The organism is Frigoribacterium sp. ME-P-080 (assembly GCF_030209595.1).
GTDB lineage: Bacteria > Actinomycetota > Actinomycetes > Actinomycetales > Microbacteriaceae > Frigoribacterium.
Genome location: NZ_JARVRR010000004.1, coordinates 280,245 through 295,854 on the forward strand (window position 1 = coordinate 280,245; position 15,610 = coordinate 295,854).

The 15,610-nt window shown below is 69.0% G+C and carries 18 protein-coding genes; 8 read left to right on the plus strand and 10 right to left on the minus strand.

Translation table 11 applies throughout. The annotated features are described in order from the left end of the window. The first annotated feature begins 12 nt into the window (after positions 1-12). Complete coding sequence (locus QRN23_RS09900; protein WP_052505248.1) at positions 13-735, plus strand: 3'-5' exonuclease; 723 nt, start codon at positions 13-15, stop codon at positions 733-735. A gap of 181 nt (positions 736-916) precedes the next feature. Here the strand turns inward: QRN23_RS09900 and QRN23_RS09905 are convergent, their stop codons facing one another. The 3 genes from QRN23_RS09905 to glgA form a co-directional block, all read right to left on the minus strand. After that, positions 917-1,165, minus strand: coding sequence for a type B 50S ribosomal protein L31 (locus QRN23_RS09905; protein ID WP_043594989.1), 249 nt, complete (start codon positions 1,163-1,165; stop codon positions 917-919). Between the two features lie 118 nt (positions 1,166-1,283). Continuing rightward, positions 1,284-2,069 carry an ABC transporter ATP-binding protein gene (locus QRN23_RS09910; protein ID WP_056045184.1) on the minus strand — a complete coding sequence of 262 codons (786 nt, stop codon included), beginning with the start codon at positions 2,067-2,069 and terminating at the stop codon, positions 1,284-1,286. A 10-nt stretch (positions 2,070-2,079) separates the two neighbouring features. After that, positions 2,080-3,264, minus strand: coding sequence for a glycogen synthase (gene glgA, locus QRN23_RS09915; protein ID WP_159826610.1), 1,185 nt, complete (start codon positions 3,262-3,264; stop codon positions 2,080-2,082). Between the two features lie 47 nt (positions 3,265-3,311). On the opposite strand from glgA, the gene QRN23_RS09920 reads away from it, so the two are divergent. Together QRN23_RS09920 and serB are read left to right on the plus strand one after the other, a co-directional pair. Beyond that, positions 3,312-4,553, plus strand: a complete 1,242-nt coding sequence (locus QRN23_RS09920; RefSeq protein WP_054146106.1) for a glucose-1-phosphate adenylyltransferase — start codon at positions 3,312-3,314, stop codon at positions 4,551-4,553. A gap of 53 nt (positions 4,554-4,606) precedes the next feature. Further along, positions 4,607-5,245 carry a phosphoserine phosphatase SerB gene (gene serB / locus QRN23_RS09925; protein WP_056045188.1) on the plus strand — a complete coding sequence of 213 codons (639 nt, stop codon included), beginning with the start codon at positions 4,607-4,609 and terminating at the stop codon, positions 5,243-5,245. 58 nt (positions 5,246-5,303) lie between these two features. On the opposite strand, the gene fabG is transcribed toward serB, so the two are convergent. Then, positions 5,304-6,014, minus strand: a complete 711-nt coding sequence (fabG, locus tag QRN23_RS09930) for a 3-oxoacyl-ACP reductase FabG (RefSeq protein ID WP_056045191.1) — start codon at positions 6,012-6,014, stop codon at positions 5,304-5,306. A 205-nt stretch (positions 6,015-6,219) separates the two neighbouring features. On the opposite strand from fabG, the gene QRN23_RS09935 reads away from it, so the two are divergent. From QRN23_RS09935 to QRN23_RS09945, 3 genes are read left to right on the plus strand one after another with little or no spacing between them, the layout of a single operon-like run. After that, a complete protein-coding gene (locus tag QRN23_RS09935) occupies positions 6,220-6,594 on the plus strand; it encodes a DUF3099 domain-containing protein (protein ID WP_267658038.1) in 375 nt (124 codons plus the stop codon). Further along, positions 6,594-6,830 (plus strand): hypothetical protein, encoded by a 237-nt coding sequence (locus QRN23_RS09940; RefSeq protein WP_056045199.1) that lies wholly within the window; start codon positions 6,594-6,596, stop codon positions 6,828-6,830. Before QRN23_RS09935 ends, QRN23_RS09940 begins: the two co-directional genes overlap by 1 nt. Next, positions 6,827-7,678 (plus strand): SURF1 family cytochrome oxidase biogenesis protein, encoded by an 852-nt coding sequence (locus QRN23_RS09945; protein ID WP_267658039.1) that lies wholly within the window; start codon positions 6,827-6,829, stop codon positions 7,676-7,678. Before QRN23_RS09940 ends, QRN23_RS09945 begins: the two co-directional genes overlap by 4 nt. Positions 7,679-7,767: 89 nt before the next feature. Here QRN23_RS09945 and QRN23_RS09950 read toward each other — a convergent pair whose 3' ends face one another. Next, on the minus strand, positions 7,768-9,366 hold the full coding sequence (locus QRN23_RS09950; protein WP_056045204.1) for an ABC-F family ATP-binding cassette domain-containing protein: 1,599 nt from the start codon (positions 9,364-9,366) through the stop codon (positions 7,768-7,770). A gap of 148 nt (positions 9,367-9,514) precedes the next feature. Between QRN23_RS09950 and QRN23_RS09955 the strand changes: the two genes are divergently transcribed. Then, the gene (locus QRN23_RS09955) at positions 9,515-10,120 is read left to right on the plus strand and encodes a biotin transporter BioY (RefSeq protein ID WP_056045207.1); all 606 of its coding nucleotides are present in this window, start codon (positions 9,515-9,517) and stop codon (positions 10,118-10,120) included. A 100-nt stretch (positions 10,121-10,220) separates the two neighbouring features. Here the strand turns inward: QRN23_RS09955 and QRN23_RS09960 are convergent, their stop codons facing one another. Genes QRN23_RS09960 through sufB form a run of 5 tightly spaced genes read right to left on the minus strand, consistent with a single transcriptional unit; the run spans position 10,221 to position 14,332 of the window. Further along, a complete protein-coding gene (locus tag QRN23_RS09960) occupies positions 10,221-10,553 on the minus strand; it encodes a metal-sulfur cluster assembly factor (RefSeq protein ID WP_043594998.1) in 333 nt (110 codons plus the stop codon). A gap of 2 nt (positions 10,554-10,555) precedes the next feature. Next, positions 10,556-11,341 carry a Fe-S cluster assembly ATPase SufC gene (gene sufC, locus QRN23_RS09965; RefSeq protein WP_056045210.1) on the minus strand — a complete coding sequence of 262 codons (786 nt, stop codon included), beginning with the start codon at positions 11,339-11,341 and terminating at the stop codon, positions 10,556-10,558. Between the two features lie 13 nt (positions 11,342-11,354). Then, on the minus strand, positions 11,355-11,687 hold the full coding sequence (locus QRN23_RS09970) for a non-heme iron oxygenase ferredoxin subunit (protein ID WP_082059966.1): 333 nt from the start codon (positions 11,685-11,687) through the stop codon (positions 11,355-11,357). Next, on the minus strand, positions 11,687-12,913 hold the full coding sequence (sufD, locus tag QRN23_RS09975) for a Fe-S cluster assembly protein SufD (RefSeq protein ID WP_285063478.1): 1,227 nt from the start codon (positions 12,911-12,913) through the stop codon (positions 11,687-11,689). Before sufD ends, QRN23_RS09970 begins: the two co-directional genes overlap by 1 nt. Beyond that, a complete protein-coding gene (sufB, locus tag QRN23_RS09980; RefSeq protein ID WP_056047429.1) occupies positions 12,914-14,332 on the minus strand; it encodes a Fe-S cluster assembly protein SufB in 1,419 nt (472 codons plus the stop codon). 299 nt (positions 14,333-14,631) lie between these two features. Between sufB and QRN23_RS09985 the strand changes: the two genes are divergently transcribed. Continuing rightward, positions 14,632-15,600, plus strand: coding sequence for a COX15/CtaA family protein (locus QRN23_RS09985; RefSeq protein ID WP_267658044.1), 969 nt, complete (start codon positions 14,632-14,634; stop codon positions 15,598-15,600). Positions 15,601-15,610: the final 10 nt, after the last annotated feature.

A 15,610-nucleotide genomic window follows, 5' to 3' on the forward strand; every position in this document is an offset into this window, starting at 1 on the left:
GACCTCGCGGCCGTGGGCGAGCCGCCGGCCGCCTGGTGGCAGGCCCTCGGCGTCTTCGACCTCGAGACGACGGGCATCGACGTCGAGACGGCCCGGATCGTCACCGCGCACGTCGGCCTGATCGACGCCACCGGTGCGACGGTCGCACACGGCGAGTGGTTGGCCGATCCGGGCGTCGAGATCCCCGAGCAGGCCAGCGCCGTCCACGGCATCTCGACCGAGCGGGCCCGAGCCGAGGGGCGACCGGCCGCCGAGGTCGTGGCCGAGATCGTCGCGGCCATCCGTGCCGTCTTCGCCCGCGGCGTGCCGTTGGTCGTCTACAACGCGCCCTACGACCTCACGCTGCTCGATCGTGAGGCCCGCCGCCACGGTGTCGAACCTCTCGGCGAGGTGGGCGAGATCGGCTGCGTCGTCGATCCGCTCGTCATCGACAAGGCCGTCGACACCTACCGCAAGGGCAAACGCACCCTCGAGGCCGCCGCGGCCGTCTACGGCGTCTCGCTCGACGACGCCCACGACGCCGGGGCCGACGCGATCGCCGCCGGCCGTGTCGCCCAGGCGATGGCCAAGCGGTATCCCGATCGCCTCGACGTGCCCGTGACCGAGTTGCACGACCTCCAGGTCGGGTGGTGCTCGACCCAGGCCGAGAGCTTCCAGCAGTACATGCGCCGTGCGAAAGACCCCACCTTCACCGCTCACGGTGACTGGCCGCACCGCCCACTGCCGTTCGCCTGAGTACAAACGCTCCACTGCGCCTCCTGGGCTCGCCCGCTCCTCCGTCTCCTGGGCTCGCCCGCGCCTCCTGCGCCGCGGTGTCACACGACGTGCACCTTCTCGGTCGGGCACCCTCACCCGGGCGCACGAGAAAGGCGGCCCACCGAAGTGGGCCGCCTCTTTCGGGCGTGTGGGCTGTGGCCTACTTGCCGAAGTTCTTGTAGCGCGAGTTGAACTTCTCGACGCGACCGGCCGAGTCGAGGATGCGCTGCTTGCCCGTGTAGAACGGGTGCGACTCGGACGAGATCTCGACGTCGATGACCGGGTAGGTCTCACCGTCGAGCTCGATGGTCTTGTCGCTGGTCGTCGTGGAGCGCGTGAGGAACGTGGCGCCCGACGCGAGGTCCCGGAAGACGATCTGCTTGTACTCGGGGTGGATGTCGGTCTTCATGATTGTCCTAGGTCTAGCGAACGAGTGATGATGGTGAGTTCAGGAGGCGCGTGCAGCATCGCTGCGGGCCAGCTGTCAACGATACCAGACCGACGGCCCGGATCGTAGGAGGCGCGGTTCAGCCCGCGGCGCGGGCCGAGTACCGGCCCCCGTCGGACTCGACCCGCAGTTCGACGCCGAACGTGGCGCCGAGGGTCTCGGCCGTGATGACCTCGTCGAGGGGGCCGGCGGCCACGACGGAGCCGTGGTCGAGCAGCAGGGCGTGCGTGAATCCCTTGGGGATCTCCTCGACGTGGTGGGTCACCATGACGATGGCCGGAGCGCCCTCGGACGAGGCGTAGCCCGAGAGCATCTGAAGCAGCTCTTCGCGGGCGCCGAGGTCGAGGCTCGCGGCCGGCTCGTCGAGCAGCAGCAACTCGGGGTCGGTCATGACCGAGCGGGCGATCTGGACGCGCTTCTGCTCGCCGTCGCTCAGCTCGCCGAAGGTACGGTCCGAGAGGTGGTCGAGCTTCCACTCGTCGAGAACGCGGTGCGCCCGACGGACGTCGACGCCCTCGTACTCTTCGTTCCAGCGCCCGGTGACCGAGTAGGCGGCCGTCAGGACGACGTCGACGACCTTCTCCTTCGCCGGGATGCGCCGGGCGATGGCCGTCGAGGCGAAGCCGATGCGTGGCCGCAGGTCGAACAGGTCGACGGAGCCGAGGTCGGAGCCGAGGATGCTGGCCTCGCCCGAGGACGGGTGGCTCTGCGCGGCGGCGACCTGCAGCAGGCTCGTCTTGCCGGCACCGTTCGGGCCGAGCACGACCCAGCGCTCGTCGGAGTCGACCGTCCAGGTCAGTTTGTCGACGACGGCTGTGCCGCCTCGGACGATCGAGACATCGGTGAGCTGCAGGACGGTAGGCATGGTCCTCAGCCTAGTTGAGCAGGCCCTCGTAGATCCCCAGCGTCTGCTCGGCGATGCGCGCCCACGAGAACTCTTCTTCGGCCCTCATGCGGCCGGCTCGTCCCATGAGGCGGGCGAGTGCCGGGTCGGAGACGACCTCGGTGAGGGTGGCCGCCAGGTCGGCCACGAAGCGGTCGGGGTCGACCGGGGTGCCGGTGCCGTCCTGCACCTGGTCGAGGGGCACGATCCGGCCCGTCAGACCGTCCGCGACGACCTCGGGGATGCCGCCCGTGTCGGACCCGACGACGGGGACGCCACAGGCCATCGCCTCGAGGTTGACGATGCCGAGGGGTTCGTACACCGAGGGGCAGACGAAGGTGGTGGCGGCGCTCAGCACCGCACTGAGCTGGTGACGGGGCAGCACGGTGTCGATCCACACGACACCGGTGCGCTCCTCTTGCAACTCTCGGACGAGACCCGTGACCTCGGCCATGATCTCGGGGGTGTCCGGCGCGCCGGCGCAGAGCACGAGCTGCACGTCGGCCGGCAGCAGCTTGGCCGCGCGCAGCAGGTACGGCAGGCCCTTCTGGCGGGTGATGCGACCGACGAAGACGACGGAGGGGCGGTCGGGATCGATGCCCAGGCTGCGGACCAGCTCGGCGTCGTCGACGCGCTTCCAGCCCTCGAGGTCGATCCCGTTGTACACGACCTGGACCTTCGACTCGTCGATCGACGGGTAGGAGCGCAGGATGTCGCGGCGCATCCCGTCGCTGACCGCGATGACGCGGTCGGCGGTCTCGTAGGCCTGACGCTCGATCCAGCTCGAGACGCGGTAACCGCCTCCGAGCTGTTCGGCCTTCCAGGGTCGGAGCGGTTCGAGGCTGTGGGCCGTCAGGACGTGCGGGACCCCGTGCAGCATCTGGGCCAACTGGCCGGCCGCGTTCGCGTACCAGGTGTGGCTATGGACGACGTCGGCTCCGGCCACGTCCTGGGCCATGCTGACGTCCACGCCGAGGGTGCGCAGCGTGGCGTTGGCCTGGTCGAGCTGGGGCAGGTCGGGGTACCCGGTCGTGTCGGGTTCGGGGTCGACCTCGCCGAAGGCACGGACCTGCACCTCGACGCCCTGACGCAGGGCCTTGACGAGTTCGACGACGTGGACGCCCGCTCCCCCGTAGACGTTGGGCGGGTATTCCTTGGTGATGACATCGACTCGCACGTGGTTCACCGTAGTCGTGCGACCGCGAATCGTGCCATTCTGGCCCCATGGCATCAAAGAAGATCTTCGGCATCGTCCTGGCTGGTGGCGAGGGCAAACGCCTGATGCCGCTGACCGCCGACCGCGCGAAACCCGCTGTCCCGTTCGGTGGCAACTACCGTCTCATCGACTTCGCCCTGTCGAACCTGATCAACTCGGGTCTCCGGCAGATCGTCGTCCTGACCCAGTACAAGTCGCACAGCCTCGACCGCCACGTGTCGCAGACCTGGAGCATCGAGGGCCTGCTGGGTGCCTACGTCGCCTCGGTCCCGGCCCAGCAGCGGCTCGGCAAGCGATGGTTCGCCGGCAGCGCAGACGCGATCCTGCAGAGCCTGAACCTCCTGCGTGACGAGAAGCCCGACATCGTCGTCGTGGTGGGTGCCGACCACGTCTACCGCATGGACTTCTCGCAGATGATCGAGGCGCACATCGCCTCGGGCGCCGGGGTCACCGTCGCCGCCATCCGTCAGCCCATCTCGCTGGCCGACCAGTTCGGCGTGATCGAGGTCGACTCGGACGACCCGACCCGCATCGGCCGGTTCCTCGAGAAGCCGACCGACGCCACGGGCCTGCCGGACTCCCCCGACGAGATCCTCGCGTCGATGGGCAACTACGTCTTCGATGCGGACGTCCTGATCGACGCCGTGCTGCGCGACGGTGAGAAGCCCGACTCCAACCACGACATGGGCGGGGACATCGTCCCCGACTTCGTCTCCCGGGGCGACGCGGCGGTGTACGACCTCAACCGCAACGAGGTGCCCGGGTCGACCGAGCGCGACCGCTACTACTGGCGCGACGTCGGCACCATCGACTCGTTCTACGACGCGCACCGCGACCTGATCTCGGCCCTGCCGATCTTCAACCTCTACAACACCGACTGGCCGATCTTCAGCCAGCAGCTCAACTCGCCCCCCGCGAAGTTCGTCCGCGACGGCCACGGCAACCTCGGCACGACGATCGACTCGATCGTGTCGCTCGGTTCGTTGCTCTCGGGAGCGCACGTGGAGCGCAGCGTCCTGGGGCCATGGTGCACCCTCGACAGCGGCTCGCGGGTCGTCGACTCGGTGGTCTTCGAGCGGGCCCACGTCGGCCCGAACGCCGTCGTCAACCGGGCGATCCTCGACAAGGACGTCGTCATCGCGGCCGGCGCCTCCGTCGGCGTCGATCCCGAGGCCGACCGGGCCCGCGGGTTCACCGTCACGCCCTCCGGCATCACGGTGGTCGGCAAGGGCGTCCGGGTCGACCAGTAGACGCCCGGAGTCACACGAGCGGCGCGGTGCGTCGGCGGCCCTAGGCTGTCGGCGTGCCGCGTTTCCTCATCGTCCTCGACGTCGACTCCACCCTCATCGAGGACGAGGTCATCGAACTCCTCGCCGACGCCGCCGGCACCCGGGCACACGTCGAGGACGTGACCTCCCGGGCCATGGCCGGCGAGCTGGACTTCGCCGCGAGTCTCGCCGAGCGCGTCGCGACCCTCGAGGGTCTGCCCGAGTCGGTCCTCGCCGAGGTCCGAGCGCACCTCACGCCGACCCGCGGCGTCCGTGAACTCGTCGACGGCGTCCATGCCGCCGACGGTCTGGTGGGCGTCGTGTCCGGTGGGTTCCACGAGACCCTCGACCCGCTCGCGGACGACCTGGGGCTCGACTTCCGCCGGGCCAACCGCCTCGAGCTCCGAGGGGGCAGGCTGACCGGACGGGTCTCCGGTCCCGTGATCGACGCGCACGCCAAGGCCGCCGCTCTTCGCGGATGGGCCGAGGAGGCGCGGGTCGACCTCGCGCACACCGTCGCGGTCGGCGACGGGGCCAACGACCTCGAGATGATGGCCGTGGCAGGGCTCTCGGTGGCGTTCAACGCCAAGCCGCGGGTCCGGGAGCGCGCCGACGTGGTCGTCGGGACGAACGACCTGTCCCAGGTGCTGCCCCTGCTCGGGCTCCGGGGCTGAGCCACCGGACGAGGCGGGCGCCCGTCGGTGGTCGACCCGCGCCTCCTGCCCGGTGGGCCTAGTGGCCCATGCCGAGGCCGCCGTCGACGGGGATCACGGCACCCGAGATGTAGGCGGCGTCGTCGCCCGCGAGCCACGTGATCGTCTTCGCGACCTCGGCCGTCGTGCCGTACCGGCCGGCGGGGATGCTCTTCTTGTACTCGGCCTGCTGTGCCTCGGGGAGGACGGCGGTCATGTCGGTCTCGACGAAGCCGGGGGCCACCACGTTGGCGGTGATGCCGCGGGCACCGAGCTCGCGGGTCAGGGAGCGGGCGAAGCCGACGAGGCCCGCCTTCGAGGCCGCGTAGTTGGCCTGGCCCGGTCCGCCGTAGAGGCCGACCACGCTCGACACGAGGACGATGCGCCCGAACCGGGCCTTGAGCATGCCCTTGGACGCCCGCTTCACGACGCGGAAGGCCCCGCCGAGGTTGGTGTCGACGACCGAGGTGAAGTCGTCCTCGGTCATGCGCATGAGCAGACCGTCCTTCGTGATGCCGGCGTTGGCCACGACGACCTCGACCGGGCCGAGCTCGGCCTCGACGGTGCTGAAGGCCGCGTCGATCGAGGCGGCGTCGGTGACGTCGGCGACGACGGTCAGCGTGCCCTCGGGGCCCTGACCGCTCCGGGCGGTGACGGCGACGCGGTGTCCCTGGGCGACGAACTCCTCCGCGATGGCGAAGCCGATGCCTCGGTTGCCGCCGGTGACGAGGACGGTGCGGGGCGTGGTCATGGGTGGTCTCCTCGGGGGCGATCTCGACGGCCACCGCTCGGTGCGGCGGACTCACGGCGAACCTGTGATCGGCAGGCCGCCGACCAGCCTACTGTCGGACCCGGGTCTTAGGATCGAGGCGGTCCCCCGGACGTCTGGTCCCCGAGATCGATCCGGCACCCGTCCGTGGTGCGTCCACCCTCCTCCCGACATCGAGGTGTGCCCCGTGAAGGCCTCGAACACGATCACGTCCCTGCCCCCCTCCCCCACCGACGACCGGCACTCCCGCATGGTCAAGTACCTGGTGGCGATGGGCATCAGGTTGGTCTGCATCGCCCTCTGCTTCGTCTTCCCCCTCGGGTGGTGGACGTTGTTGCCCGTCATCGGTGCCGTCGTCATCCCGTACATCGCCGTGGTGTTCGCCAACGTCGGTCACGAGTCCGGCGACGCGGTCGAGAGCCCCGGCGGCATCGAGCTGTACCGCGAGCCCCAGGCGCCGTTCCGACCGACGGTGGTCGACGGCGACGCCGGTCCTGCGGGCCCCGCAGCCCCGTCCGACGACGATCCCGGCGAGCCCGACCACGATCGGCCCACCGTCTGATGCTCGGTCTCGATCCCGTCGGCGTCCAGTGCTCTCGCGCCTCCTGTCGAGCCGAGGCACGGCATAATGTCCACTGGCGCAACCCCAAGATCCACGGCATCGACCGGGTCAAGGTGTGGTCGGCATGCGACGAGCACGTCGACTTCCTGCGCGAGTTCCTCGCGGCACGTGACTTCCCGGTCGTCGTGACGGGGGTGTCAGAGGTCGTCGAACAGGTCGGAACGGAGGCGCGGTGACGAACATCCGCTTCGCCCTCTCACGCAGATGGCTGGGCTACCTCGCCGTCGCCGTCGCGTTCGCGATCATCTGCGTGTTCCTCGCGCACTGGCAGTGGTCCCGACACGACGAGAAGCTCGCGGTCGTGCACCAGCTCGAGCAGACCTACGACGCCGACCCGGTCCCCCTCCACCAGGCCCTGCCCGAACTGTCGTCCTACGACGCGGCCCAGGAGTGGCAACCGGTCGAGATGACGGGGCGCTACCTCACCGACGACGAGTTGCTGGTCCGCAACCGTCCGCTCAACGGCCAACCCGGCTTCGAGGTCCTCGTCCCGTTCCGCACCACCCAGGGCGACGTCTTCGTGGTGGACCGCGGTTGGGTACCCACCGGCAACGCCCAGGACTCCCCCGACGTCGTGCCCGCGCCTCCTCCGGGCGACGTCACCGTGGTCGCACGCCTGAAGCCGGGCGAGCCGGCACTGGGCGACCGCACGGGCGTCCCCGGGACGAACCAGATCGCGACCATCCAACTCAGCGAGGTCGAATCGCGAGTCGGGCAGCCCGTCTACTCGAGCGCCTACGGTCTGGTCGTCAGCGAGAGCCCCGCGCCGGCCACGGCACCCGTGCCGTCCACGAAGCCCGAGATCGACACCGGTCTGAACCTGTCGTACTTCGTCCAGTGGCTCATGTTCGCGGTCGGTGCCTTCGGGTTCCTGTTCTACGTGTTCCGCCAGGAGTACCGCAACCAGAACGCGGACGACGACGAACTCGTCGAACGCGAGGCAGAACGCCAGCGCCGTCGTGACGCCCGACCCCGCCACGACAACGACGTCGAGGACGAGATCCTGGACGGCGCTCACCGCTGACCGGACCGCCGGCCGGGACCGGGTGGACCGGGGCCCCACGGCACCCAGGGCCGGGAGCCTGGGGCCTGGGGCTTGGGCCGGTGCCCGGGTCAGGCCAGGTTGATCAGGTCGGAGTAGTCCGGGGTCCAGTGGTCCTCGGTGCCTTCGGGCATGATCAGCACGCGCTCGGGGTTCAGGGCCTCGACGGCGCCCTCGTCGTGGCTCACGAGGACAACGGCACCCTCGTAGTTGCTCAGGGCGTCGAGGATCTCGAGTCGGCTCGCGGGGTCGAGGTTGTTGGTGGGCTCGTCGAGCAGCAGGACGTTCGCCCCCGAGACGACGATCATGGCCAGCGCCAGGCGGGTCTTCTCGCCCCCGGACAGCACGCCGGCCGGCTTCGCCGAGTCGTCGCCCGTGAAGAGGAACGAGCCCAACACGCGTCGCGCCTCCATCTCGGTGATGTTCGGAGAGGAGGACACCATGTTCTCGAGGACGCTGCGCTTGACGTCGATCGTCTCGTGCTCCTGGGCGTAGTAGCCGACCCGCAGCCCGTGGCCCGGCTCGAGCTGCCCGGTGTCGGGAGCGTCGACCCCGGCGAGGATGCGGAGCAGGGTCGTCTTGCCTGCACCGTTCAGGCCCAGGATGACGACCTTCGAGCCGCGGTCGATGGCGAGGTCCACGGCCGTGAAGATCTCGAGGGAACCGTAGCTCTTCGAGAGGTTCGAGGCCATCAGCGGCGTCTTGCCACACGCGACCGGCGTCGGGAAGCGCAGCTTCGCCACGCGGTCGACCGCGCGGACCTCGTCCAGTCCCGAGAGGAGCTTCTCGGCCCGAGCCACCATCTGGTGGGCCGCAGCGGCCTTCGACGCCTTGGCGCCGAACCGGGCCGCCTGCTTCTGCAGGGCCGAGGCCTGCTTCTCGGCGTTCGAGCGCTCTTTCTTGCGGCGCTCCTCGTCGGCGGCGCGCTGTCGCTGGTAGTTCCGCCAACCCATGTTGTAGACGTCGATCGCCTGTCGATTGGCGTCCAGGTAGAAGACGCGGTTGACGACCTCCTCGACGAGTTCGATGTCGTGGCTGATCACGATGACGCCGCCCTGGTAGGTCTTCAGGTACTCGCGCAGCCAGACGACCGAATCGGCGTCGAGGTGGTTCGTCGGCTCGTCGAGGATCATCGTGTCGGCGGCCGAGAAGAGGATGCGGGCCAGTTCGATGCGCCGGCGCTGGCCACCCGACAACGTCGACAGGGGCTGGTCGAGGATGCGGTCGGGCAGGCTGAGGTTGCTCGCGATGGAGGCCGCCTCGGCCTCGGCCGCGTACCCGCCGAGCGCGTTGAACTGGTCGTCGAGGTCGCCGTAGCGCTTCATGGCGCGGGCGGCGACGGCGGGGTCGGGGTCGCCCATGGCCAGGGTCGCTTCCTGGATGCCGAGCAGCAACTGGCCTAGACCTCGGGCGTCGAGGATGCGCGTCCGGGCGAGGTCCTCGGGGTTGCCGCTGCGGGGGTCCTGCGGCAGGTAGCCGATCTCGCCGGAGCGTTCGATCTTGCCGCCCGTCGGGAGGGTCTCGCCGGCCAGCGTCTTGGTCATGGTCGTCTTGCCGGCGCCGTTGCGGCCGACGAGGCCGATCTTGTCGCCCCGGTCGACCCGGAACGAGACGTCGGCCATGAGGAGGCGCGCGCCGACGCGGATCTCGAGATCGTGCACGGAGAGCACAGCAGATGTCCAATCGATTGGTGAGGAGTCCACAACGGGGCCCGGAAGGGGGCCGCCCATAAGATGGGGACGTCGTGTGGAGAGGGTCGCAGCACTGCGCTGCCGACCAGCCGCTCGGCCGATCAACCTACCCATTCTAGGAGTCCCCATGACGAACACTGCCGCATCGACCTCTCGGCCGGTCCTCGCCGACCGTCTGGTGGCCCGGGGCGCCGCCGCCGACGTGGCCCTCGTCCTCGGTGGAGTCGCCGTCGTCTCGGCGCTCGCGCAGGTCCAGGTGCCGCTCTGGCCGGTGCCCGTCACGGGACAGACGCTCGGCGTCATGCTCGTCGGCGCCTCCCTCGGGGCCCGTCGAGGGGCGCTGTCGTTGGCCACCTACCTCGTGCTGGGAGTCGCCGGCCTGCCGATCTTCGCCGAGTTCTCGGGCGGTCCCCTCAGCGTCCTCAAGCCGAGCTTCGGCTTCGTCATCGGATTCGTCGTGGCGGCTGCCGTCATCGGCTGGCTCTCCGAGCGCGAGTGGGACAAGAAATGGTGGCGTTCTGCCGCCGCGTTCTTCCTCGCGAGCCTGATCCCCTTCGCCGTGGGCCTCCCCTACCTGGCCGTCGTGCTCGGATCGCTGGGCCTGCCGAACGACCTGCCGAGCGTCCTCGCCGCCGGTCTGTACCCGTTCATCGTGGGCGGGATCGCCAAGTGGCTGATCGCGGCGGCGGCCCTGCCCCTCGCCTGGCGTGCTCTGAAGCGCATCGGCGACTAGCCGCCTCCCGCTCCCTCGGCGTGCTCGGCGAGGGACGCGACGACGAAGCCCCGCCCCTCTCGGAGGGGCGGGGCTTCGTCGTGTCGTCGTCGGGCGACTCTCAGATGGAGAACCCGATGGCTCGCATCATGTCGCGTCCGTCGTCCGTGATGCGGTCGGGGCCCCACGGCGGCATCCACACCCAGTTGATGCGGAACGCGTCCACGACCCCGTCGAGGGCGTTGGCCGTGTCACCCTCGATGACGTCCGTCAACGGGCAGCCTGCACTCGTGAGCGTCATGCTGATGATGAGGGCGTTCTCGTGCTCTTCGTCCATCGCCAGGTCGTAGATGAGACCGAGGTCGACGATGTTGACGCCCAGCTCGGGGTCGACGACCTCTTTCAGGGCCTCGATGGTCTGGTCGAACTTCTCGGGGCTGAGTGCGACGGCCATGGTCAGACCGCCGAGGTCGCGGCGGCCTCGGCGGCGGCGGCCGTCACGTACCGGTCGTAGCCCTCGTTCTCGAGACGGTCGGCCAGCTCGGGGCCGCCCTCGTCGGCGACGTGGCCGTCGACGAAGACGTGGACGAAGTCGGGCTTGATGTAACGGAGGATGCGCGTGTAGTGCGTGATGAGCAACAGACCGAGGCCGGTGTTGGCCTTCGCGCGGTTGACACCCTCGGACACGATCTTGAGGGCGTCGACGTCCAGACCGGAGTCGGTCTCGTCGAGGACGGCGAACTTCGGCTTAAGCAGTTCGAGTTGCATGATCTCGTGGCGCTTCTTCTCGCCACCCGAGAAACCCTCGTTGACGTTGCGCTCGGCGAAGGCCGAGTCCATCTTGAGGGCGGTCATCGACTCGCGGAGGTCCTTGATCCAGCCGCGGATCGCGGGGGCCTCTCCGTCCAGGGCCGTCTTGGCCGTCCGGAGGAAGTTCGAGACCGTGACTCCGGGGATCTCGACGGGGTACTGCATGGCGAGGAAGAGGCCCGCCTTGGCACGCTCGTCGACGCTCATCTCGAGCACCTCGCGACCGTCGAGCAGGATCGATCCGCCGTCGACGTTGTAGCGGGGGTGGCCGGCGATCGTGTAGGCGAGCGTCGACTTGCCCGAGCCGTTGGGGCCCATGACGGCGTGGATCTCGCCCTCGTTGATGGTGAGGTCGACGCCCTTGAGGATGGGCTTGGGGCCGGCGTCGGTGTCGATGCTGACCTTGAGGTCACGGATCTCGAGAGTGGACATGCGTTCTGTTCCTTTACTGTGCGGCGCCGGTGGAGGTCGAGGTGGTGTCGACGTACACCTCGCCGTCGATGACGGAGACCGAGAAGACCGGTACGGGTTCGTAGGCGGGCAGCGTGAGCGGCTTGCCGGTGGTGAGCTCGAACTTCGAGCCGTGGGCCCAGCATTCGAGGGTGTCGTCCTCGACGAAGCCCTCGGAGAGCGAGATGTCGCCGTGGGTGCAGGTGTCGCCGATGGCGTGGATCGTACCGGCGCTGTCCTTCACGACGGCGATCGCGACGCCGTCGACGACGACGCGGTGGGCCTGGGAGGGGCTGACGTCGTCGACGCCGCAGACCTTCGTCGCCATCAGGCGATCGTCTCGGTCGAGGTCGCCTCGCCCGCGGCCAGTTCGACCTCGATGGCGTCCACGAGGCGGGCCTGCAGGTCGGCGTCCCCGATCTTCTGGATGACCTCGACGAGGAATCCGAGGACGACGAGGCGACGCGCCTCGTGCTCGGAGATGCCGCGCGACTGGAGGTAGAAGAGGTGCTCGTCGTCGAAGCGACCCGTCGCGCTGGCGTGACCGGCGCCTTCGATGTCGCCGGTCTCGATCTCGAGGTTCGGGATCGAGTCGGCGCGCGTGCCTTCGCTCAGCACCAGGTTGCGGTTCTGCTCGTAGCTGTCGGTGCCGGGAGCCGTCCGACCGATCAGGACGTCGCCGATCCACACCGTGCGGGCACCGGCGCCCTGCAGGGCGCCCTTGTAGTTCACCCGGCTCCGCGTCTTGGGGGCGTCGTGGTTCACGTACACCTGCTGTTCGAGGTGCTGACCGGCGTCCGCGAAGTACACGCCGTAGAGCTCGGCGTCCGCGCCCTGCTCGGCCAGGTGGGCCGACGGGTTGACCCGGACGACCGAGCCGCCCAGGCTGACGACGAAGTGCTTCAGCTGGGCGTCGCGCCCGATCCGGGCGTGGTGGCTCGCGAGGTGCACGGCGTCGTCGTCCCACTCCTGGAGGGTGACGACGGTGAGGTGCGCGCCCTCGTCCACGACGATCTCGACGTTCTCGACCAGCTGGGCCGATCCGGTGTTGCGGAGGACGACCATGGACTGGCTGTTGGCCTTGGCGTGGATCAGCGTGTGACCCGCCCGTGGTGCACGGTCGAGTCCCGAGCGGCCGATGGTGATGGCCGACGGTTCGTCGCCGTCGAGGGACACGACGAGCACCTTCTCGACGCTCGACCACGCGTTGGCGGCGGCCTTGTCCTCGGGAGTGCCCGCCATGCCGACACGGGAGTCGGACCGGTCGACCCATTCGACGGTCGCGCCGGGCGTCTCGCGGGCCAGGTAGGCGTAGGGCGAGCCGTCGAGGTCTCCGTCGATCAACGGACGGAGGCGCGACACCGGACTGAGCTTCCAGTCCACCTCGCGACCGGTCACGTCGGGGAACGCCGTGGGATCGACCGAGGTGAACCGCTCGGAACGCGTCTGGACGGGCACGAGGCCCCAGCCGCCGTCACTGTGGGCACCCGCGCCGTGCTGGACGCCCGGCGTGGTGGTGGACTCTGGTGTGGTGGTGGGTGCTGCGGCGGACATCTAGCCGACTGATCCTTCCATGCTCATCTCGATGAGCTTGTTGAGTTCGAGCGCGTACTCCATCGGGAGTTCGCGGGCGATGGGCTCGATGAAGCCACGGACGATCATGGCCATGGCCTCGTCTTCGGCCATGCCGCGTGACATGAGGTAGAAGAGCTGCTCTTCGCTGACCCGCGACACCGTCGCCTCGTGACCGAGCTGGACGTCGTCGACGCGGATGTCGATCGCGGGGTAGGTGTCGGAACGAGAGATCGTGTCGACGAGCAGGGCGTCACAGCGGACCGTGTTGGCCGCGTGGTGGGCGGCCTCGTCGACTCGCACCTCGCCACGGTAACCCGCGCGACCGCCGCCTCGCGCGATCGACTTCGACACGATGGACGACGTCGTGTAAGGCGCCATGTGGATCATCTTCGCGCCGGCGTCCTGGTGCTGACCGGGGCCCGCGAAGGCCACGGACAGGGTCTCGCCCTTGGCGTGCTCACCGACCAGGTAGATGGACGGGTACTTCATCGTCACCTTCGAGCCGATGTTGCCGTCGATCCACTCCATGGTGGCGCCCTCGTGCGCGATCGCCCGCTTGGTGACCAGGTTGTACACGTTGTTCGACCAGTTCTGGATCGTCGTGTACCGCACTCGGGCGTTCTTCTTCACGATGATCTCGACCACGGCCGAGTGCAGGGAGTCCGACTTGTAGATCGGGGCCGTGCAGCCCTCGATGTAGTGGACGTAGCTGCCCTCGTCGGCGATGATCAGCGTCCGCTCGAACTGACCCATGTTCTCGGTGTTGATGCGGAAGTACGCCTGGAGCGGGATCTCGACGTGGACGCCCTTGGGCACGTACACGAACGAGCCGCCCGACCACACGGCGGTGTTCAGCGCCGCGAACTTGTTGTCACCGGCCGGGATGACCGTGCCGAAGTACTCCTGGAAGAGTTCGGGGTGCTCGCGCAGCGCGGTGTCGGTGTCCATGAAGATGACACCCTGCTGCTCGAGGTCCTCACGGATCTGGTGGTAGACCACCTCGGACTCGTACTGGGCGGCGACGCCGGCGACGAGGCGGTTGCGCTCGGCCTCGGGGATGCCGAGCTTCTCGTAGGTGTTCTTGATGTCGTCGGGCAGCTCGTCCCAGGTCGTCGCCTGCTTCTCGGTCGACCGGACGAAGTACTTGATGTTGTCGAAGTCGATGCCCGACAGGTCGGCACCCCACGTCGGCATGGGCTTGCGCTCGAAGAGCGTCAGGCCCTTGAGCCTGTTCTTGAGCATCCACTCGGGTTCGCTCTTCAAGTTCGAGATGTCGGTGACGACCTCGGGTGACACCCCACGGCGCGCCGAGGCGCCCGCGGTGTCGGAGTCGGACCAGCCGAACTCGTACTGCCCCAGGCTCTCGAGCTCGGGTCGATCGATCAACACGTCTGACATGACTACCTCTTTCTCTGCCGGACCGAACACGGGTCGGCCGAACGGCATTCCCCGGGTGGTGGAGCGGCCCAGCTGCTCGCCCTGCGAGTCGAACACGTCGGCTGCCGCCGCTCCGTCCGCCGACGCTCGACATGATCGAGACGTCAGGTGGCGTTGCTTAGACTGTTGATGAAGGCCGCGTCCCGCTTCTGCGGATCTCACGTCCTTCGGATGTCTCCGTCGACACCCTGCCGGGTCGTGTTCCTGAACCCGTTGATTCTACAGGGCCGACCGCCGAAAGTGACGAAAGGCAGCAAGTCGTGAGCAACGCACAGGTGGGCGCCACCGGAGTCCTGACCCGAGCCTGGTCGTGGCTCCCCACGACCGTCGATCGCCGGGTCCGTTTCGTCGCGTGGGCGTCGTTCGTCTGCCAGGTGCTGCTGATCGGCACGGGAGGTGCGGTGCGGCTCACGGGATCGGGGCTCGGCTGCCCCACCTGGCCACGCTGCACCGCCGACTCCTTCGTCAGCACGCCCGAGATGGGCATCCACGGGGTCATCGAGTTCGGCAACCGCCTCCTGACCTTCGTGCTCACGCTCGTCGTCATCCTCGCCTTCCTCTTCGTGCTGCGGATGCGGAAGGTCCGCCGCGACTTCTTCTGGCTCACCCTCGTCCAGGGCCTGAGCATCCCCTTCCAGGCCGTGCTCGGGGGGATCACCGTCCTCACCGGTCTGAACCCGTACATCGTCGGGGCACACTTCGTCGTCTCGATCGTCCTCGTCGCCCTCACCACCACCCTGCTCTGGCGCGTGTACCGCGGGCCCCGTGGGCACCACGCCGCCACTCCGCGTGGTTATGCGCGACTCGTCCACGTGACGGCCGCCGTGGTCGGCGTCACCGTGATCGTCGGCGTCCTGACGACCGGCTCCGGCCCGCACGCCGGCGATGCGGCGACCCCCCGCAACGGCCTCGACCCGGCGATCATGGACCACGTCCACAGCTGGCCGGCCTACGCGACCCTCGCTCTCACCCTGGCGGTCCTCGCCTGGACCCTCCAGGCGGGCCTCCCCCGTCGGTTCCCCGTGGCCCTGCTGGGCGTCGAACTCGTCCAGATCGCCGTCGGCATCACCCAGGCGCGCTCCGGACTGCCGCCCCTGCTCGTGGGGAGTCACATGGTCCTGGCCGCGCTGCTGGTGGCCGCGACGACCGCCGTGGTGCTGTCGCTGCGCAACGACCAGGCTCCCGACGAGGTCGAGCCGATCGTCGAGGCGGCCGCCGCCCGCGTCTGACCCGGGCGAC